The 20,439-nt window shown below is 27.1% G+C and carries 21 protein-coding genes and 5 tRNA genes; 24 read left to right on the top strand and 2 right to left on the bottom strand.

The features are described from left to right. Nucleotides 1-13 precede the first annotated feature (13 nt). From SCULI_RS03905 to SCULI_RS03890, 4 genes are read left to right on the top strand one after another with little or no spacing between them, the layout of a single operon-like run. The gene (locus SCULI_RS03905; protein ID WP_053230335.1) at nt 14-781 is read left to right on the top strand and encodes a signal peptidase II; all 768 of its coding nucleotides are present in this window, start codon (nt 14-16) and stop codon (nt 779-781) included. A 3-nt stretch (nt 782-784) separates the two neighbouring features. Beyond that, nucleotides 785-1,699: an RluA family pseudouridine synthase gene (locus tag SCULI_RS03900; RefSeq protein ID WP_025363335.1), complete on the top strand. Its 915-nt coding sequence runs from the start codon at nt 785-787 to the stop codon at nt 1,697-1,699. Nucleotides 1,700-1,707: 8 nt separating this feature from the next. Further along, on the top strand, nt 1,708-3,000 hold the full coding sequence (locus SCULI_RS03895; RefSeq protein ID WP_025363334.1) for a rhomboid family intramembrane serine protease: 1,293 nt from the start codon (nt 1,708-1,710) through the stop codon (nt 2,998-3,000). 22 nt (nt 3,001-3,022) lie between these two features. Further along, nucleotides 3,023-3,496 carry a deoxycytidylate deaminase gene (locus SCULI_RS03890; protein WP_025363333.1) on the top strand — a complete coding sequence of 158 codons (474 nt, stop codon included), beginning with the start codon at nt 3,023-3,025 and terminating at the stop codon, nt 3,494-3,496. A gap of 248 nt (nt 3,497-3,744) precedes the next feature. On the opposite strand, the gene rnhC is transcribed toward SCULI_RS03890, so the two are convergent. Next, complete coding sequence (rnhC, locus tag SCULI_RS03885) at nt 3,745-4,683, bottom strand: ribonuclease HIII (RefSeq protein WP_025363332.1); 939 nt, start codon at nt 4,681-4,683, stop codon at nt 3,745-3,747. A 105-nt stretch (nt 4,684-4,788) separates the two neighbouring features. Between rnhC and SCULI_RS03880 the strand changes: the two genes are divergently transcribed. The 16 genes from SCULI_RS03880 to SCULI_RS03805 all read left to right on the top strand — a co-directional run bounded on the left by SCULI_RS03880 (nt 4,789) and on the right by SCULI_RS03805 (nt 16,318). After that, on the top strand, nt 4,789-6,339 hold the full coding sequence (locus SCULI_RS03880; RefSeq protein ID WP_025363331.1) for a hypothetical protein: 1,551 nt from the start codon (nt 4,789-4,791) through the stop codon (nt 6,337-6,339). A 4-nt stretch (nt 6,340-6,343) separates the two neighbouring features. After that, nucleotides 6,344-6,670, top strand: coding sequence for a holo-ACP synthase (locus SCULI_RS03875; RefSeq protein WP_025363330.1), 327 nt, complete (start codon nt 6,344-6,346; stop codon nt 6,668-6,670). An 11-nt stretch (nt 6,671-6,681) separates the two neighbouring features. Continuing rightward, a complete protein-coding gene (locus SCULI_RS03870; protein WP_025363329.1) occupies nt 6,682-7,551 on the top strand; it encodes a thymidylate synthase in 870 nt (289 codons plus the stop codon). Next, nucleotides 7,551-8,021: a dihydrofolate reductase gene (locus tag SCULI_RS03865; protein ID WP_025363328.1), complete on the top strand. Its 471-nt coding sequence runs from the start codon at nt 7,551-7,553 to the stop codon at nt 8,019-8,021. The genes SCULI_RS03870 and SCULI_RS03865 overlap by 1 nt, the downstream gene beginning before the upstream one ends. 4 nt (nt 8,022-8,025) lie before the next feature. Then, nucleotides 8,026-8,910 carry a lysophospholipid acyltransferase family protein gene (locus SCULI_RS03860; RefSeq protein WP_053230334.1) on the top strand — a complete coding sequence of 295 codons (885 nt, stop codon included), beginning with the start codon at nt 8,026-8,028 and terminating at the stop codon, nt 8,908-8,910. A gap of 27 nt (nt 8,911-8,937) precedes the next feature. Beyond that, nucleotides 8,938-10,239: a thymidine phosphorylase gene (locus tag SCULI_RS03855; RefSeq protein WP_025363326.1), complete on the top strand. Its 1,302-nt coding sequence runs from the start codon at nt 8,938-8,940 to the stop codon at nt 10,237-10,239. A gap of 94 nt (nt 10,240-10,333) precedes the next feature. Further along, entirely contained in the window at nt 10,334-10,606 is a 273-nt protein-coding gene (locus tag SCULI_RS03850) for a hypothetical protein (protein WP_025363325.1), read from the top strand. Between the two features lie 129 nt (nt 10,607-10,735). Continuing rightward, nucleotides 10,736-11,875, top strand: coding sequence for a lipoprotein (locus SCULI_RS03845; protein ID WP_025363324.1), 1,140 nt, complete (start codon nt 10,736-10,738; stop codon nt 11,873-11,875). A 37-nt stretch (nt 11,876-11,912) separates the two neighbouring features. Then, nucleotides 11,913-13,004 carry a hypothetical protein gene (locus SCULI_RS03840; RefSeq protein ID WP_025363323.1) on the top strand — a complete coding sequence of 364 codons (1,092 nt, stop codon included), beginning with the start codon at nt 11,913-11,915 and terminating at the stop codon, nt 13,002-13,004. Nucleotides 13,005-13,515: 511 nt separating this feature from the next. After that, complete coding sequence (locus SCULI_RS03835) at nt 13,516-13,728, top strand: hypothetical protein (RefSeq protein WP_025363322.1); 213 nt, start codon at nt 13,516-13,518, stop codon at nt 13,726-13,728. 153 nt (nt 13,729-13,881) lie between these two features. Further along, nucleotides 13,882-15,768 (top strand): ABC transporter ATP-binding protein, encoded by a 1,887-nt coding sequence (locus tag SCULI_RS03830; RefSeq protein WP_025363321.1) that lies wholly within the window; start codon nt 13,882-13,884, stop codon nt 15,766-15,768. A gap of 110 nt (nt 15,769-15,878) precedes the next feature. After that, nucleotides 15,879-15,954, top strand: a tRNA-Thr gene (locus SCULI_RS03825). Nucleotides 15,955-15,965: 11 nt separating this feature from the next. Then, nucleotides 15,966-16,049: transfer RNA gene (locus SCULI_RS03820), tRNA-Tyr, on the top strand. Between the two features lie 7 nt (nt 16,050-16,056). Next, a tRNA-Gln gene (locus SCULI_RS03815) sits at nt 16,057-16,131 on the top strand. 9 nt (nt 16,132-16,140) lie between these two features. Continuing rightward, nucleotides 16,141-16,216 (top strand) — tRNA-Lys (locus SCULI_RS03810). Between the two features lie 13 nt (nt 16,217-16,229). Then, nucleotides 16,230-16,318 (top strand) — tRNA-Leu (locus SCULI_RS03805). Nucleotides 16,319-16,401: 83 nt separating this feature from the next. Here SCULI_RS03805 and SCULI_RS03800 read toward each other — a convergent pair. Next, nucleotides 16,402-17,202, bottom strand: a complete 801-nt coding sequence (locus SCULI_RS03800) for a lipoprotein (RefSeq protein WP_025363320.1) — start codon at nt 17,200-17,202, stop codon at nt 16,402-16,404. A gap of 165 nt (nt 17,203-17,367) precedes the next feature. Between SCULI_RS03800 and rpmG the strand changes: the two genes are divergently transcribed. The 4 genes from rpmG (at nt 17,368) to SCULI_RS05545 (ending at nt 20,438) form a co-directional block, all read left to right on the top strand. Beyond that, nucleotides 17,368-17,511 (top strand): 50S ribosomal protein L33, encoded by a 144-nt coding sequence (gene rpmG / locus SCULI_RS03795; protein WP_025363319.1) that lies wholly within the window; start codon nt 17,368-17,370, stop codon nt 17,509-17,511. Between the two features lie 65 nt (nt 17,512-17,576). Beyond that, nucleotides 17,577-18,641: an aminopeptidase P family protein gene (locus SCULI_RS03790; protein WP_053230333.1), complete on the top strand. Its 1,065-nt coding sequence runs from the start codon at nt 17,577-17,579 to the stop codon at nt 18,639-18,641. An 11-nt stretch (nt 18,642-18,652) separates the two neighbouring features. Then, nucleotides 18,653-19,360 carry a polyprenyl diphosphate synthase gene (uppS, locus tag SCULI_RS03785; RefSeq protein WP_025363317.1) on the top strand — a complete coding sequence of 236 codons (708 nt, stop codon included), beginning with the start codon at nt 18,653-18,655 and terminating at the stop codon, nt 19,358-19,360. 4 nt (nt 19,361-19,364) lie between these two features. After that, entirely contained in the window at nt 19,365-20,438 is a 1,074-nt protein-coding gene (locus tag SCULI_RS05545; RefSeq protein ID WP_053230332.1) for a phosphatidate cytidylyltransferase, read from the top strand. Nucleotide 20,439 lies beyond the last annotated feature (1 nt).

Raw genomic sequence — 20,439 nt, 5'->3', positions numbered from 1 at the left:
GTTGTGAAATACTATGAACAATTTAAAATTGTTTTTAAAGAATTATAATTATAAATTTCGCTATAAATTATTGTGAATGACACCAATTTTAATAACTTTAGTATTATTTGATTGAATTTCAAAATGAATAGTTGCTGCAAATATGCAACAAGGTCAAGAAATTGAATTTATACCAGGTTTATTAAAATTTAGTTATACTATTAATCCAGGAGCTGCTCTTGGAATGAATGCAGGTAATCCTACATTGGCAATATTATTAGCAACTGGAGTGACACTTCTTTTGATTGGGGCATGATTTTTTCTTCAAGACAAAAAATGATTAAATGCAGTAAATGTAATGCTTGCTGGAAGTCTTGGTAATTTAATAGCACGTGCTTGAGCTCCAATTAAAATACCTGGTGGAGAAAAGGGCGGAGTTGTTGACTTTTTACAATGAGACTTTAATTTATGAGGTTCAAATACTTATATTTTTAATATTGCAGATTTATTTGTTAATATTGCTGTAGGATTATTAATTTTATTTTTAATTTGATTTATCGTTGTTGAAATTTATCGTTGAATTATTTCAAAAGAAGAAGTATTCTTTGCAAGTTATGAAAACCATTTAACAAGTTTGGAAGTTTTAGAAAATAACTATTTAAATGATGTTAAAAAACAAAAAATTAATCAACAATGAAACATATATAAAGTATATTTACATGATCGCAAACAATTAAAACAAAATTGAAAAGCATTTAAAAAAGAGTATCGTCAAAATAATAATATAAAGCAGGAGAAATAGTTTATGGATAAAATCACAATTACAGTCGAACAAGGTTCAATTAGATTAGATAAGTTTGTAACCGATTATTTAAAAGAAGAATATGATTTTTCAAGAAGTTATGTTCAAAAATTAATTGAAGAAGGTTATATTCTTGTAAATCAAAATATTGTTTCAAATAAATATAATTTATTAGCAAATGATGAAATTTCAATTGAACCAAAAACTCCTGACATAATTGATGCAATTGCACAAGATGTTGCTTTTGAAATTGTTTATCAAGATAAAGATTTATTAGTAGTTAATAAACCCAATGGTTTAGTAGTACACCCAGCTGCTGGAAATCCAGATAATACTTTAGTTAATGGATTGTTGTATCATATCAAAGATTTATCTTCAATTGGGGGAGTATTGCGCCCAGGTATCGTTCATCGTTTAGATAAAATGACTACAGGATTAATGTTGGTTGCAAAAAATGATAAAACTCATAAAGCTTTAACTCAAATGTTGGCAAATAATGAAATTCACAAAGAATATATTGCTTTAGTTCATGGAGTGATTGAACCAAACAAGGGTTTAATTGATGCACCAATTGGAAGAAGCAAGGGTGATCGCAAAAAAATGACAGTGACAGACATTAATTCAAAATATGCCAAAACTCATTTTGAAGTGATGCAGCGTTTTGAAAATCATACACTTGTAAAATGTATTATTGAAACTGGAAGAACACACCAAATTAGAGTTCATATGGCTTTTATTAAACACCCAGTTGTAGGAGATCCTTTATATGCATTTAGAGAAGATATGAAGCTTGAATTTGGTCAATACTTACATGCAGCACGTTTAGAATTTATTCACCCAATTAGTCAAGAAAAAAAAGTTTTTAGTTGTGAATTACCAGAAGAAATTAATGTTAAAATAAAAGAGTTAGAAAACTAGGTGTTAAAATGGCTATTTCAAATAATGATATTAAGTTATCTTTAGTCCACTACTTTATTAAAGTTGAAAAATACAAAGCAAATAATGAATTTAGTAATAATTATATTTCCTATTTAATTAATCCAAAAAATAGAAATCAAATTATTGTGATTTCTATTGGTCAAGCAGATAATGAAAAAGAACTTAAGCAATTGAAAGAAAGTTTAAAAACTGCTAAAAGAGAACATATTGAAGTATTAAACATTATTATTACTGATCAAATAATTGAAAATTCAATTTGTATTTCTTCTTTTGATAATATTGTTACTCAATTGGGAAAATATTATCCCAAAATTGTTAATTTAAAAGAACCAGAAAAAGATGAAGAACAAATGAGTGAAGAAGAAATGCTTGAAACATTACAAAATCCAAGTAAATCTTCAAATATTAAACTTAAAAATTTAGTTTCAAGAATGCAATCAAATAGTTTTGTATCTATGGGACTGACTTTAATTTTCTTTGTAATTCCAATTGTATGTTTTGCTTTTTGATTCTTTATAGCTGGGGGAAGCTGATTACAATACTCTGATGTTTCTTCATTATTCTTTGGAGGAACAAACAAAGCATTAACAATTTATGCTGGCCAATATTGAAGAATATTTACTTATGGATTTAATACAATGTCTTTAGGAATAATTGGATTTTTATTTGAAACAATTATTATGGGTGCAATGGTTTTAAAACTTTCAAAATATACTGAAGGAATCATTGGTTCATGAAAATTTGCTTTAATAATGTTTATTACTTATCCAATGACAGGTTTATTTGTTTCTGTGATGGTACCTGGAGTTGTCTTTAGTGGAATTTTAGGGTTTATGGCATCTGTTATTGCTTCTTTAGGAGTAACAACTTGAGTCAAAAAAAATGATCCAATTACATTATTTTCAAAAAATAGACTATTAATGCCTATAATTATTATGATTTTATATGCACTATTCTTTAAAAGTGGATATGATTTAATCTTAATTGTTGCAGCAGCTGGAATTGCTGGATCAATGACTATGTTATTTACATATGATTATTCAAAACCAGACTTTTATCTTGCATTTCCAATTATCATGCTAGTGGGATTAATTTTAATGCCTATAATTTGTATTTTTATTCCAACCTATTCTCTTGCACCAGAAGGAACAACAATTTATGCATTAATTGAGTATGCAAGACATGGAATTTTATCAGTTGATAAAGTAAATGAAATTCTCTTAAAAGATAATGGTTGGCATTATTGAATTGATGAAACTCTTAACTTGCATTCTATTTAGTACAAATAAAGGAAATTAAATTATGCAAAAAAGAAAAGATTATATTGACTGAGATACATATTTTTTAGCAATGGTTCAATTAAATGCGATGCGTAGTAAAGATCCAAATACTCAAGTTGGAGCTGTGATAGTCAATGATTTAAAACAAATTGTTTCAACAGGTTATAATGGACTTCCTAGAGGATTAAACGATGATTTATATCCTTGAGGACGTGAAGGCCAATGAGAAGATACTAAATATCCCTATATTGTTCATGCTGAACTAAATGCAATTTTATCTGCTGGTAAAAATTTACGTGGCACAATCATGTATACTTCATTATTTCCATGTAATGAGTGTTCAAAAAGTATTATTCAATCAGGAATAAAAAAAATAATATATTCATCAGATAAATATGAGGGTAGTGTTGAAAATAATATATCAAAAAAAATGCTGACAGAAGCTGGAATTATTTTGGAATTGAAAAAACCAGTTTCAATAAAAATTTTTGAATAAAAATAACATTTTTTTAAAAAATGTTTTAAAATTTATATGTGTTATTCTTAACACACAAATAAAATGTATGCAAATGTTCGCTAGTAATTTAATACATTTTACCACTGCGTCCATCGGTGGAATTAGTTGGTATTTAGATACCAACTAATGTTGTATGGATAACATACAATACTTAGATTATTATTTAAATAATTAAGTATCATTTAGACTAGCATTTAAAAAAGCGACTTAGATATCTAAGTCGCTTTTTAATTTGTAATCTTGCTATTAAAATGCATTTTTGTAAAATGATGAACTACATCTCAATTATTTTTTTTGTATTTTTGTACCTTTAATTTAACACTATTATTTGCTCCAAGTGGTAATTCAACTTTAAACTCAAGTTCTAACATTTTAATTTTTTCTAAAAAATGATAGCGTGCAATAATACTTGCGCATGCAACTGCAATATATTTATCTTCTGCCTTAGTGTGAAATTCCATTTTATCGTGAATCACTTCTTTGCGATCGCTTAAATATGAAAAGTAATGCTTTGCCTCTACAAATTTATCCATAACTATTTTGCTATAATACATATCTTGACTATTTGCTTCAAATCAATTTAACAAAGCTTGATTATGAGCTAGGGCTTTTAATTTATGGGTATTTTTAAACAAATCATATAAATGATTGTAAAGGGTATTGTCCATAATAAAGACTGAAAAGCCAATTTTACCTTGTAAATCTTCATATAACTCATAAATTTGAGAATTAGTTAGTTTTTTTGAATCTTTAATTTTAGAATATATTTTTGGATATTCATCTTTAAAACTACTAGCAACATAGGCACAACAAGTTACTAAAGGACCAAAAAAATCACCAACTCCTACTTCATCACATCCTAAAATTGTTTCTTCTTTATTAATAATTTCAGGACTTATTAATTTGACAACTGTTGGTAATTGTTTTGCTTGAACTGCTTGGCTGTTATTTTTAAATATTAATTTATAACGTAATGCAAAATCAGTTGGATTATCTGCTTGTATTAGAACTGTTTTATTTTTAAAAATACTAATTGTTTCATTATTTGTTGTTTTTATTAAAGCACTTAGGGTAGGATTTTTAATTTCTTGAAAATATGGTTTATTTTCTTTTAAAATATTTTCAATAATTTCTTTATCAACTTTTTTAAAACTTAAAGAAGCCATTATTTTTCCCATCCCATCATTATTATAATAATACTATTGGTTTATCTTATTGTAAACAAATAATAAAATATTGTTATAATCAAATATAGTTAGGAGTGAAAAACCATGATCATAAATATTGGACCTTGATGGTTATATGACATCATTGCAGTATCAGTAATTATTGGTAGTGTAATGTTTGGTTTAAGACGTGGATTTTTCATGACTTTTTATATTTTAGCTTTAGAACTAGTAGCAGTTATTTTAATGATGTTTATTCCAACTTTATTAACAAATGCAACAAGTGCTCCGGTTATGAAATTAATGAATAAAATCGGAATAAGTGATGTATTTGATGAAGTTGGGAAGGGTATCGGAGATCTTTTTACCTCGATTTTAACTAATTTGTTTGGTGTTTCTCAAGAAGAACTTGGTGAAATTAGTTGAGGAAATATTGGAAGTGAATTTTTAAAGGTATTAGTAGCTTTGGGATTATATATAATTTTTTGTTTTTTAATATTTGTCATTGTTAATTTAGTTGGTTTTATACTTTATCGTGGATTGAGAGCAAAAATGCGAAGAATGCGTATTGTTGGTTCTGCAGATATGATGTTAGGTGCTTTTAATGGTTTTGCTTTAGGAATGACTTTTGCAATGATTTTAAGTACAGTTTTTAGTTTACCTGTTTTGGGATTTGAACATCAAAGAATTGGTGTTCTTGATTTTTCACGTTTAAGTGAAGAAGAACAAGTTGAATGAGCCAAAAATGGAAACTCATTTAAACGATATGCAATTTCACGTAAAGTTACAACTGATATACCAGTTTTACCAGTTGTCAAATATATGTATACAAATGCTTGTGTTCAAACTTACTTGTTAGATCCTGTAATTACAATTGCAAACCAAGCTATGAACAATAGTAATGAAGAGGGTGGAGGATTGCAAAATATTCCTTACTCTGTTTATGATGCATTTTCAACAACAATGTTAAAAGGTTATTCAACAAATAATCCTTTTAAAGCACCAGTTGCCACTTGTATTGAATTAATGCCCGAAGATTCAAGATCTGTATTTAGACTAATGGCAGAAGCAATGTTAGTTGCTCCAAAATTAATTAAAAATAATCCAATTGGAGAAACAAATAAAGATACTAATAATAGTGTTGAATTAATGAATTCATTACAAGCATATATGGATGAAAGAGCAGCACAAGGAAATGGCTTTGAATATTACAATCAAAAAGAATTTGTAAATTGATGAAATTGAGTATCATCAACTAATAGTTATAAAAATCCTTTATGAGATCAATCAGTACAAATTGGATTAGTTGCTGAAGGTGAAGCAGATAGGGAATTAGAGTTAATTTTACGTGAAGCAGAAAGAACATACAGTTATTTGAGAAATTTACATTTTGTAAATTCAATTGCAACAAATAATCCTGATATTCCAACTTTTATTCCATCATTTTACACTACTAAATACATTTTAGATGGTCTTGAAATTTCACCAACTGGTTCAGTACTTTCACCAATCTTTAATCAATACACATTGGAGCATTGAAACCTTTTAGATGAAAATGTGCGTGAAAGAATTACAAATGGAAATCCAAATAATTCAAAAGACTATAATGGTTATTGAATGGGTTACTACTTTGACTTTGCAAGATTGGATGTGTAATTAAATGAGCAAGATTGGAATAGATATCGTTCAAATTGATAGAATTAAATTAGAAGAAAAATATGTAGCTCAGATTTTACATCCAGATGAATATCAGTTTTTTGAAGCATTAACATTAGTTGAAGCAAAAAAACAATTTTTGGCTGGTCGATGAGCTGCCAAAGAAGCAATATTTAAAGTAATTGACTTAAATATTGCTCCAAAAAGTATATCAATTGGTTATAAAGATAATAAACCAGTAGTTTTAACAGATAATTTAAGCCATATCGAAATTTCAATTTCACATGAAAAAGATTATGCTGTTAGTGTAGCTTTAAATTTAGTAAATTAAGGAGATAGGCAATGAAACAATATTTAGATTTAGTAAAAGATATATTAAAAAATGGTGAAAGTAGAGATGATCGCACAAATACAGGTACAATCTCAAAATTTGGAACTCAAACTCGTTATGATTTACGTGAAGGATTTCCCTTATTAACTACTAAAAAAGTTTTTTTTAAAGCAGTTGTACATGAGATTTTGTGATTTATTAAGGGAGATACAAACATTAAGTATTTAGTGGACAATGATGTCAAAATTTGAAATGAATGGCCTTATGAAATCTTTAAAAAATCACAAGATTATCATGGCGAAACTCTTGAGGAATTTGTTTTAAAAATTAAAACTGATGATCAATTTGCCCAAAAATATGGAGAATTGGGACCAGTTTATGGAAAACAATGAAGAGATTTTAATGGAAAAGATCAGTTAAAAGATTTAATAAATGATCTTAAAGTAAATCCTTATTCAAGAAGACATATTATTAGTGCATGAAATCCAGCTGAAGTTGATAAAATGGCTTTACCTCCATGTCACAGTTTATTTCAATTTTATGTTTCAAAAGATGGTTTTTTAGATTTACAGTTATATCAAAGAAGTGGAGACGTTTTTTTAGGAGTTCCTTTTAATATTGCAAGTTATTCATTACTTTTAATGTTGGTTGCACTTGAATGTGGTTTAAAACCAAGATATTTTGTTCATACAATTGGAGATGCTCATATTTATTCGAACCATATTGAACAATTGAATTTACAATTAACTCGTGAACCAAAGCACTTACCAACACTTGAAATTAATTTTGAAAATAAAACTATTTTCGATATTAAATATAGCGATATTGTCTTAAAAGATTATGATCCCCATCCTTTAATTAAAGGAGCAGTTGCTGTTTAATGATTACTTTATTATGAGCACAAACAAATGAGGGAGTAATTGGTCAAAACGAGAAATTACCTTGAAATATCAAAGAAGAAATGCAACATTTTATCAAATATACTAAAAATAAAACAGTTTTAATGGGACGCAAAACATGAGATTCACTTTATGTTAAACCTTTACCAAATCGCCAAAACATTGTTATTACAAATCAAAATTTGGTTTTTGATCATAAAGACATTAAATTTACAAATAAATTAGAAAATGTCTTAAAAGACTTTAAAAATAGTCAAGAAGAACTTATAATTATTGGTGGAAAGCAAATTTTTGAATTAACACTAGAGTATGCTAATAAACTAGTGGTAAGTTACATTAAAGAAGACTATAAAGGAGATGTCTACGCTCCTTTTGTTGACCTAAATTTATGAAAAGTTACACAAACAAGTGAATTTGATGAATTTATAGTTAGAATTTATGAGAGGTATTAAGAAAATGTCTACTAAAAAAGAAGTTATTGTTACAAATAGCAATAACACAACTCAAGAATCAATAAATGCTGGTGAAAAAAAATCTAAGTATCAAATTAGTAAAGCAAGATTATTTTTTAGTGCTTGAAGTATTTGAAGAACTGTTGTTAAAGCTAAAAAAATTACAAAAAGAATTAAAAATGATCCAAATGCATATTCAGAAGAATATCGCTATAACTGAGTTAAGAAAAAAATTCGTAAGGTTCTAAAAATTGGAAATGTAAATATTCATGTTTTTGGAATTGAAAATTGATTAGATCGTGGAATTATTTTAGCACCAAACCATCAATCAAATATGGATCCCATTTTATTAATGGCAATTAATGATTTTGCATTACAACAACCAGTTGCATTTATTGCCAAAGAAGAATTATGAAGTGCCACTATTTTTAAACACTTTATGAATCTAACAGATAATATTCCTTTAGACAGAAAAAGCCCAAGAAGTGCTTTAAATGCCATGAAAGAAGGAAAAGAATTAATCAATGAATATAAAAGAAGTGTTGTAGTTTTCCCAGAGGGAACAAGAAGTCGTCAACAAGAATTACAAGAATTCTTGGGAGCAAGTATGAAATTGGCACAAATGTCATATGCACCAATTGTGCCAGTTACAATTATTGACTCATATAAATTATATGAAAAAAGACCAAAAGGAAGATTAAACATTAAAGTGATTTTTGGTAAACCTTTAATGCCAGAGAAATTTATCTCAATTAAAACAGATATTCTAACTCAAAATGTCAAAAAAGAAGTTCAAAAAAATATGGACAAATATATTAATGTTGACTTAAAAGATCCAAAATTAAAACCAAAAAAAATTGTTAAAAAGGATCGTACATTCTTTTATTAGAAATTGGTTAGAAAGAAGCAAGAATACATGAATTTTTCAAACGTTATAAGTAAAAAAAAGAATAACATTGAATTAACAGAACAAGAAATTAACTGACTTGTAGAAAGTTATGTTTCTGAAAAATTAAAAGATTATCAAATGGCTGCTTTTAATATGGCTGTTTGCTTTAACGGAATGACAAATACTGAATTGGCAGCTTTTACAAAAGCGATGATTAATTCAGGAATTACCTATAATTTGGACGGAGTTACAGGACCATTTGCAGATAAGCATTCAACTGGGGGAGTTGGAGATAAAACTAGTTTAATCTTTGCACCTCTTGTTGCTAAATTTGGAGTTAAAGTTTCAAAATTGTCTGGAAGAGGACTTGGTCAAACTGGGGGAACAATTGATAAATTAGAAAGTTGTACAGGGTGAACGGGAGAAATTTCAGAAACTCGTTTTAAAGAAATTTTAAATACAGTTGGTTTATCAATTATGGGTCAATCTAAAGAAGTTGTACCTGCTGATAAGAAATTATATGCCTTACGTGATGTTACAGGCACAGTTGATTCAATCGAATTGATTGCATCAAGCATTATGTCAAAAAAACTAGTTGTACCTGCTGATAGCATCATATTAGATGTTAAAGTTGGAAGTGGTGCATTTATGAAAGATATTAGCTCTGCTGAAAAATTAGCTTCAACTATGATTGGTTTAGGGAAATCATATAACAGAAATGTAAGTGTTATGTTAACAAATATGGACAAACCACTTGGTAGAGCAATTGGAAATGCAATTGAAGTAAAAGAAGCATGAGATACACTTCATGGAAAAGGTCCAGACGATTTAAATGAATTATGTGTTACTGCAGCGGCATTAACATTAACTCAAACAAAAATCTTTAATTCATTAGAAACTGCTAAAAAAGAATTATATAAAACTTTAGCAGATGGATCAGCTGCCCATTACTTAAAAGATTTTGTAATTGCTCAAAATGGAGATTTTTCAATGATTGAAAATTATGAAAAATATTTTACAACAAAGTATCAACATGAAATTGTTGCTCCAAAAGAGGGTTATGTTAAATTTAAATCAGCAGATGGTTTAGGTTATCTTTCAATGCATTTAGGTGCTGGAAGAGAGACTAAAGAAGATAATATTGACTTTAGTGCAGGAATTTATTTAAACAAGGTAAATGGTGAAAAAGTTGAAGCGGGTCAAGTTATTATGACTTTATATACAAATATTGATGACAAAACTCGTTTTATTAATGAAGCCAATGAACAAATTCTAATTACAGATCAAATTGAACAAGAACCTGTAATTTTAAAATTAATTACTCAATAATTATTGATTACTGTTTTTAGATAAATATTTCAGAAAACAGTTTTTTTTTTTTTTTTTGTATAATTTAAGAGAATTTAAGAAAGGAGAGTTAAATATGACAGCAATAATAGTAGTTCTTCTATTTGCATTTAGTTTTTCACTATTAGCAATTTGATTATCTACAAAAGGATTAACTTCTGGAATTGTATTAGGATTTTTATTTGGAAGTCCATTAATTGGAGCAATTTGTATAGTCTTAAGAAACCAATTTTATATGAATATTAAATTAAATAAAAGTATTGATATTAAAAGTAATTTGATAAATATTTTTACTAAGACAGAAGAAGGTGAATATCTAATTTTAGTAGAAGATGATAGCGAAGAATAAAGTTATAAAATTAGAGTGTCCAAAAAATATTGCACACTTTTTTTTTTTTTTTTGATACCTTGTAAATAACTAAAATAACATTAAGCATATAAGTGTTATAATTAGTTTAAGAAAAGAGAGATGTTAAAAATGAAAAAAATACTAAGTATTTTAAGCAGTATTGGATTATCTGCTTCTATGGCAACTACTGTTATTGCTTGTACAAAACATCCTGGTAAAATTCCTCCAAAAGTGTATGTTCCACAGTTATTACCAGAAAATTTTGAATGAAATTTTAATAGTAATGGTGCAATTACAAATGAAATCATTCTTGAAGAAATGCAAAAATATTTAATATTTACAAATGAAGATTCTAATTACCAATTAACTTTTGGTGATAATATTAATAATATAATTCCTCGTCACAGTAATGATGTACTAGTTTTAATTGAATTGAATAATATAACTAATCCTTTTGTAATTAATTATTCAGTTACAGGTTATAGGACTAAAGATAGTGGTAGTTTTAATATTGATAATGGTAATAGCTATAGAGATTCTTTCATTAAAATTAAATGGGCATTTAATAATCAAGAATTAGATAGTATTGCAAATTTTACTTTAGAAAATAATGATTTTAACAATAATAAAGACTATCAAGAATTTATTTGAGATCAGTTATCGTCACTTTTGATAAAAACATTTTATAAACTAGATAATATAAGTTTGAATTTTGATAATTTTAAGGATATGTACAATATTTTATTTGTTGATGATTTAAACAATTTATTCTATAATAATGATTTTAATAATTCTATAAAATATAGTGAATATGGAAAAACAATTGAGATTTTATTTATCTCTTCAAAAAATGATGAACCATCATTTGAACAATATATAAATATAAGTTTAAAAAATGAATTATTAATGAATTATCGATTTAATGTAAGTAATTTACAAAAAGATATTAGTTTTCCTGATATTTCAGTTTCAAATTTCGAAGAAGTTAAAAATCTTGGAGAAGGAAACTTAGAATCACAAATAGAAATATATAAACAAGTATCACAAAAAGTAGGTATTGACCTAGTATCAAATTCTTTTTATAAAACAGTTTACTTTTATGATGACAGTGAACATAAAGAACTAATAGATAACCTTCCTAAATACTGGAATAATATGCAAGCAGGAACAAAAGAAGAGTTATTAATGATTTTAGATTTTGATAGATCGGATAGGAATTATTTATTTAAAGGTCAACTTGAAAACAAAATTTTAATTTCCAAAATATAATATAAACTATAAGTGTAATAAGGAGGAAAGAAAGAAAATGTTTAAAGTTATTACACTATTATCTGCTTTAACTATTTCACCAATTTTGGATATAAATGCACTACCAATTGTTGAAAATAATAGTTATAGTAATGCGATGTATTCATTGAATTTAAGTGATATTAAATTGAAAGATTCTAAAGTAAATTTAAATTCACTAAAGCCAGAAACATCAGAAGAAGATATAAAATGATATATTATGCTAGAAATTGTTGAACAAAATCCTCAAGTTGAAGAACTTGAAGACATTGTATTTGATATTTTAATGAATGAAAATGACTGACGTGTATTGGGAATTGATTTTGAAATTCCTAAATTAGGAGAAACAAAAAATTATAAACCAAAATTTGTTTCTAAAAAAACTGATAAATATGAAGGATTTTTAAGTGTTAATATTACATTGAGCAATATTAATGAAGGAAATTCTAATAATTTGGAAAATGTAATTAAAGAAAAAAATATAGGACATATTGTAAATCCCAATGAAAGAAATATTTTAAATGCTTTAAAGAATGTTAATACTAATATTAATATAGAAGATATTATACTTGATCTATCAAATACTAATTATAATAAAGCATATATTCAATCAAAAGTTGGAGGACAATATGTAGGCTCTACGTTTGTGCAATTTACTTCTTCAATAACTAGTTCAAATTATAAATGAACTTCAAAATCATTAAGAGTTGAAGCATATGGTTCAACACAAGAAGATAGTTCTAAGGGTACAGTTGATGTTCATGCTGAATTTGGAGCAAGTAACTTAATGAGTCAATTACCAAATGTAAGTATAAAATATAGTGGACATTCAATGGTTAAAGATTTTGATGGTGAAAATAAAATCACTTATCAGGATAAATATTTAGGTTTAAAACTTTTTGAAACTAAAGAGGATTATTTTTGAGACAGAGATTACTATGGTTCTGTTAATTGAAACTATTCTTATGCAACAGTACTAGTTAGTCAACTTGATGAATGAACTGTAAGATTTGACTTTTTTGTTCATGTTAAAGCTTATGCATCAGGTTGAAATACTTGATGATCTAATGCTGAAGGTTATTTAAAAGTTGAAGATATTACTTTTAGATAGTGAAACTAATATTTATGTTTTTAAAACACGATATAATCGTGTTTTAAGTTTTCATATACGCTATTTAATTGAAAAGTTTTATATTTTGTAGATACAACTTAAATCTTACATAAAAATTTTAAAAACCCTTAAAAAGTAATTGAAAAAATAAGTCAATTAATCTATAATTAAAAAGTCTAGGACAGGCCAAAAAATCATTAGCCCATAATGTTTGTTTAGCCCTATCAAATGAACATGTTTTTATATTTTTTAATTAATTATAATATGCTTGTTCCTGGATTTTACAAATCGAAGTACTCCGCCCAGAGTGCTTTTTTTATACTTTAAATCCAATAAAATTAGTTTAATTATTCAAAAACATTTTTTAAAATTTATTATATTTTTTCTTTTATTATGTAAAATATTTGCAGGTTTGTGCTTCAATTTGAACTAAATAAACCTATTAAAATATTTTGTAGATAAACCGCTATAAAATATTGATCTAATTTTAAAAAATGAAAGGAAAACCGCTTTGAGAATAGAGATAGATACATTTTTCATTCCAGGTGTTATTAATGAAATCACAGATTTTAAAAATAAATTGATAGCTGAATTAGAATCAAAAAACATTGAACTTGATATTGATTTTGAAGATTTAGATAACCTTTTATACGATTTAGAATCAGGTTTTGATGAAATCGTTGATAATATCGATGAACATAATGAAGATTTAGATGTAGACTAGGATTAAAAAATAAGCTTTTTAATTCTAAAGACTATTGTTTTAATTTAAACAATAGTTTTCTTTTGCTTAAATCAAAATAAAATTTTTTACTTTATCGACATATTTAAAAACAAATGGGTATAATCTAATAAATAATTAAAAGGAGAGAGAAGAATGTTACCAGAGTATCAGGGAGGAAATAATCCGTTTTATGATGCAAATATTAAAGAACCTAAACTTAAGAACAAAAAGGTTTATGACGCAAATGAACGAATTTATTTTCTAATTAAGAAACGACAAAAGTTAAAGTTTTTGTGAATCGTTTTGGTTTATGGAAAAAAATATAAAGCTTTATTTATAACATTACTAACAGCTATTATTATTACTTCATTTTGTATGACAATCAATTCATTGCTAATAAATATTACTTTAAAACAAGCAATTTTTGATTATAGTAATGATCTTACTCAGGGTCATGATTATGGATTAGTTTGGTGAAAATGAATGCTGATTACTTTTTCAAGTATGTTAATTCTTTATTTTACAACTTATCTAAGAAATGCTTTGTCAATTAAAATGGCTGTCAGAGTAGAAGTTGAATTAAGAAATTTAACAATTAAAAGATTACTTGAACAAGACATTTCATATTATTCAGATAAAAAAATTGGAAAACTAATGACTAAATTAGTAGGAGATACAAATGTAATCGGAAATGAGATTTCTGGATTAATTGCTTGAGTAATTCAAGCACCATTTATTATCGTATTTGGTTCAATTATGTTGTTGTTAATTGATTTAAAACTAGCAGCTGTTTCAATTAGTTTAGTTTACTTGTTTGCAATTGTTATTATTGCTTTTTCAATGACATATCAAAAAAAAGTTGTTGTTGTAAGAGATGTAATTTCAGATATTAATGGTGATGTAATTGACAGAATTGGAGCAATCAAACTTGTAAAATCAAGTGCTACAAGAACTTATGAAGAGTCACGTTTAGAAGAAATTCACAAACCATACTTAAAAGCTTTTAAACCAATTTCACATATTGATGGACATTTATTAGCATTACTAATTTCTTCTGATGTTTTTATTAATTTAGCAGTTATTGGAGCTAGTGTGTTATTTTATGGAAATAATACAACTGAATTTTTATCAAAAATAATTCCTATCACAACAGCTACTTTAACATTAACAAGACCATTATGACAAATTGCTGGAATTATTCCTGGTCTTTCAAGAGCAAGTGCATCTTCACAAAAAATTTATGAAGTTGTATACAAAGACCCAATTTTAGATGATAATGAAAATAGTGGTGTTTTATTTGATGAAAATATTGCCAAAATTGAATTTAGAGATGTAAGTTTTAACTATCCAGAAAAACCAGAAGTAAATATTGTACCAAATTTAAATTTAAAACTTGAAAAAGGAAAGAGTTATGCTTTTGTGGGAGCAACAGGTAGTGGAAAATCTACAATTTCAAAATTATTATTGAGATTTTATGATCCCACTCGAGGAGCAGTTTTAATAAATGATAAAAATCTAAAAGACTTTAATTTACGTAGTTTTTTAGCACATGTAGGTTATGTTGAACAAGATCCCCAAATTATTTTTGGAGATGTTTATGACAATGTAAAATATGGACACTTCCAAGCAACTGATGAAGAAGTTCACGAAGCTTGTCGTAAGGCCCAAATTGATAATATTATTAATTCTTGACCTCAAGGATATAAAACAGTTCTTGGAGAACGTGGTTTATTATTGAGTGGGGGACAAAAACAACGTTTAGTAATTGCAAGAATATTGTTAAAAAACCCTGAATTAATTGTTTTAGATGAAGCTACAAGTGCACTTGATAATATTGTTGAAAAAGAAATTCAAGCACAATTAAATGCTTTAATGGAAGACAAAACTTCAGTAATTATTGCCCATCGTTTATCAACTATTAAAAACGTTGATCAAATCTTTGTATTATCTCCAGGAGAAGGAATTGTTCAATCAGGAACATATGAACAATTAATTAAAATTCCAGGTCATTTTAAAGATTTACATGATGCTGCAAACTAAAAATTATTCCCAAAAAAACTACAAAAATTTGTAGTTTTTTTTAATTTTTGATTGACTTTGTATTAAGTTTTTTTGTATAATTGAAAAGGTTCTTAAATAAGGACACCAATGCTGACTTAGCTCAGTTGGTAGAGCAATTGACTAGTAATCAATAGGTCGAAGGTTCGAGTCCTTTAGTCAGCACCACTTTTTTTAATGGGGAGTTAGCGAAGTGGCTAAACGCGGGTGGCTGTAAACCATCTCCTTACGGTTCGGCGGTTCGAATCCGTCACTCCCCACCATTTTAATTGGGCTATAGCCAAGCGGTAAGGCAAGGGACTTTGACTCCCTCATGCGCCGGTTCGAATCCTGCTAGCCCAGCCATTTATTTTCGTCTCGTTAGCTCAGTCGGTAGAGCAACTGGCTTTTAACCAGTGGGTCATAAGTTCGAGTCTTATACGGGACACCATTTATATTAATAACCCCAGGTGGCGGAAGTGGTAGACGCACTGGACTTAAAATCCAGCGACTTTTATCGGTCGTGCCGGTTCAAGTCCGGCCCTGGGGACCATTTTAGGACTTGATTAAAAATACACAATTTATTGTGTATTTTTTTTATTTCAATTGAGATTTTAAACATAAAAAAACATACTTTTATTCAAAGTATGCTGAGTAGTTATTTACATTAATTTGATCATAATTATAAGTTGCAGGATCAGTTGTTTCACCTTCACCACCAGAACCATTGTTTGCTTCTTGAATTTTTTTAACTAATTCTTCGGGCATTTGAATATTCATAAAATCAGTTTCAATAGTATTAAATCAATTTTCAAAATCCACTATTTGTTCTTCACCTGGAATAACTTCGCTTCGACCAAAACCAGTAGTTCAATTTACTAATTTTCCATTTCTAATTAATAAAAAGAATGGAACTCCTAAATCACCTATATATGTTTTAACAAGAGGTTTTGCTAAATTGATTTTTTGTTGATGAGTAATATTACTATCTTTTAAAACAACTTCTATATAAATCTCAACTAAACTATCAACAAGTCAATCATATAAATTTTCGCTTCATTTTTCGCTTCATTTATCTGATAGGTCTTCAATTTTAAATTCATGGTAATCAATGTTTCCATTAACTAAATCTTTTCCATAATCGTTGATTGGATTTGTGGCATCTTGCTCAGCAGCTAAAGCCGCATTATATTTTTCATTTAAGCCATTTAATTTATTTTCTAATGAATTTTCTGTTCCTTTAACCATATCTAAAGCATCTTGATATTGATTACAATATGGACAGTTATCTGCTCCATAATATAACAAGAAAGTATCTTGGCGATCAATTCATTTTAAAAATTCTTTATAATTTGCATTGCTTGAACATGCTAATACAGATGTTGTTGAAGTAGTTATTAGAGCTGTTGAGCCTAATATACTTAGTAACTTCTTCATGTCATCACTCCTAAATAATCAATATAATTTTACACAAAAGTATGGTGTTTTTTTATTTTAATTGTAAAAAAACTAACAAAATGATAGTTTTTTTTGATATTATTATTTTGCTTATATCATAGAAAAGTTAATTATAAAAATATCTTAAGAGGAGGTTCACAACTTATGCGTGAAGGAGTTATCTTACGTTGTTCTGTTTGTAAAGAAGAAAATTACATTGCAAAAAACGATAAAAGAAAAGAAAAAATTGAAGTAAAAAAACATTGCTTCAAATGTAATGCACACCAAGTACATAAACAAAAAAAATAAGGAATATAAGAAGTTTGGTACTTTTTGTATCCCTTATTTTTTTAATATAGAAAGAAGAAATGAAAATGAAAAAAGAATTATTAAATAAAGTTTTAGAAGAACTAAATGCTGATGCAATTTTATTGTATTCACCTCAAAATCGTTATTGATTTTCAAGATTTAACTCAAGTTTAGGCTATGTTTTATATACTAAAGAAAAAAGTTATTTATTTGTTGATGGAAGATATATTACTGCTGCACGTGAAAGTGATATGTTAACAAATATTGATGAAATTATTGAATTTGGTCCAGTTTATAAATTAATTAATGAAAAAATTAAACAATTAAACATTAAAACTGTAGTTTTTGAATCTGATTGAATCTTTGTAGCTCAACAACAATCATTTGAAAAAAACTTAGAAGCAACAATGGTTACTTATAATTTTGAAGCAATTCGAATGATTAAAGATGAATGAGAGGTTGCCCAAATTAAAAAAGCGTGCGATATTACTCATCAAGTATTTTTAGAAGTATTAGAATTTACAAAACCAGGAATGAGTGAACTTGAAATTGCAAGATTTGTTTCAGATAGTTTCTTAAAAAATGGAGCATCAAAATTAAGTTTTGATACAATTGTTGCTTCAGGTCCTAATGGAAGTAAACCTCATGCAGTACCTACTGATAGAAAAGTACAATTGGGAGATTTTATTACTCTTGACATGGGATGTTATTATAATGGGTATTGTTCAGATCAAACAAGAACATTTGTTTTAGGAAATGATGATAATCAAAAATTAAAAGAAATTTATCAAATAGTTTATGAAGCACAAACTTTAGGAATTGAAGCAATTAAACCTGGAGTTGATTGTTTGACAATCCACAAAATTTGCTATGACTATATTGAATCAAAAGGATATGGTCAATATTTTACACACGGGACAGGACATGGATTGGGAATTGAAATTCATGAAGAACCTTATAATTCAGCTGCTGGAAATAAAACTTTAGCACCTGGAATGTGTGTTACAGTTGAACCAGGAATTTATATTCCTTCAATTGGGGGAGTTAGAATTGAAGATGATATTTTAGTTACAAATGATGGATATCAATATTTAACAACTCCATTTAGAGAGTTGCAAATTGTAAAGTAAGGAAATAATCTGTGAAAAAGTTAGAGCATGTTGCTATCATTTTAGATGGAAATGGTAGATGAGCAAAACAAAGACATAAACCAAGAACTTATGGCCACAAAATTGGTATGGAAAATATTTTTGACACAATTTTGACAGCCATTGAACATGAAGTTAAGTTTTTAACTTTGTTTTGCTTTTCAACAGAGAATTGAAACCGCCCTAAAGGTGAAGTTGATTATTTAATGAAGTTTCCAGGAGATATTTTTGGTAAAAAAAATCAACAAAAATATATTGATAATGGAATTAAAGTTAATTGAATTGGTCGCAGAAGTAAAGTTCCTCTAAAAACAAAAAACCAGTTAGAAGATATTGAAAATAATACTAAAGAGTTATCAACAATTAATGTCAATATTGCTCTAGATTATGGTAGTTATCAAGAGGTGGAAAATAGTTTTAAAATAGTGTTTAATAAATACTATAATCAAAATAAAAATATTAATGAACTTACTTTCGATGACATATATAATAATTTATATACAAAAGAAAGTCCAAAAATTGATTTATTAATTAGGACTGGGGGAGAACAAAGATTAAGTAACTTTATGTTGCTACAGGCTGCATATGCAGAACTTTATTTCACACCAACTTATTGACCAGATTTTAATAAAGATCAATTTAAATTAGCAATAGAATCATATAATAAACGAGATCGCAGATTTGGTAGAATCGAGGAGTAAAATTATGAGAAAAAATGATATTGATAATTATGAAATTACAGATACTCAAGAGATTACAGATACTCAAGAAGTATCAATTAATCGTTTTAAAACAAAGGAAGGAAAAAGTGCTTTTAAAGTTAGACTTGCTTCTGCAATTGTTTTATTAATTTTGTTAGTTGGATATGTTTCAAGTGGAGCATTTTATACATATTTTAATTGACCAAATATTGAAATATCTTCATATTTTACAATCATTGCAAGTAGTTTATTAATTTGTATGTGTTTATTTGAAATAAATAGAGCAACAAATTTTAATAAGTGATATCACCATTTAGTTACATTTATTGTAATTTTGGTATTCTATTTATTTCCAGTAAAAGCAAATTTATATAATTTCTCATTTTATATGCAACTTAATTTAGGACAATGATTAGAACTATGACAATTTTTTATCTTTATTCCTTTAATTTTATTAATTTACTTCTTATTTGGGTTTTTAGACAAAAATATTGGTCCTCAAAAATTAGGTTTAAATTTATTAATCTCATTTATGATTGTTTTTGCCTTTAAAGGATTTACAATCGTGTGTTTAAATTTGGTAACATTTAACAATGGAACAAAAATGGCAGATTTTTCATTTAATACAATCATTTGAATTTGAGTAATGATTATCTTAAGTGATTCATTTGCATATATTGGCGGAATGGCATTTGGCAAAACAAAATTGGCTCCAAAAATTAGTCCTAAAAAAACTTGAGAAGGAGCTGCAATTGGATTAAGCTGTGGTTTTCTATTTGGATCAATCTATGCTATTATCTTCTTATTTGTAGCAGAAGACTTTAGACCATTTAATTATGATATTACTTTAATGTGAGATCGTGGTGAGACTATATTACCAATCTTAATGTATTTATTATTAGCAGTTGCATTTCCAGTAATTGGTTTATTTGGAGATTTAATCTTTTCATGAGTTAAAAGGATTGTGGGAATTAAAGATTATTCAAACTTAATTCCTGGACATGGTGGAGTTTTAGATAGACTTGATTCAATCCTTTTCTCTTGATTTATATTATTCTTTATTGTTATCTTCTTATAAG

The organism is Spiroplasma culicicola AES-1 (assembly GCF_000565175.1).
Lineage (GTDB): Bacteria > Bacillota_I > Bacilli_A > Mycoplasmatales > Mycoplasmataceae > Spiroplasma_A > Spiroplasma_A culicicola.
The sequence above is the reverse complement of the archived record's forward strand: the minus strand, read 5'-3'. Positions and strand labels throughout refer to the sequence as shown.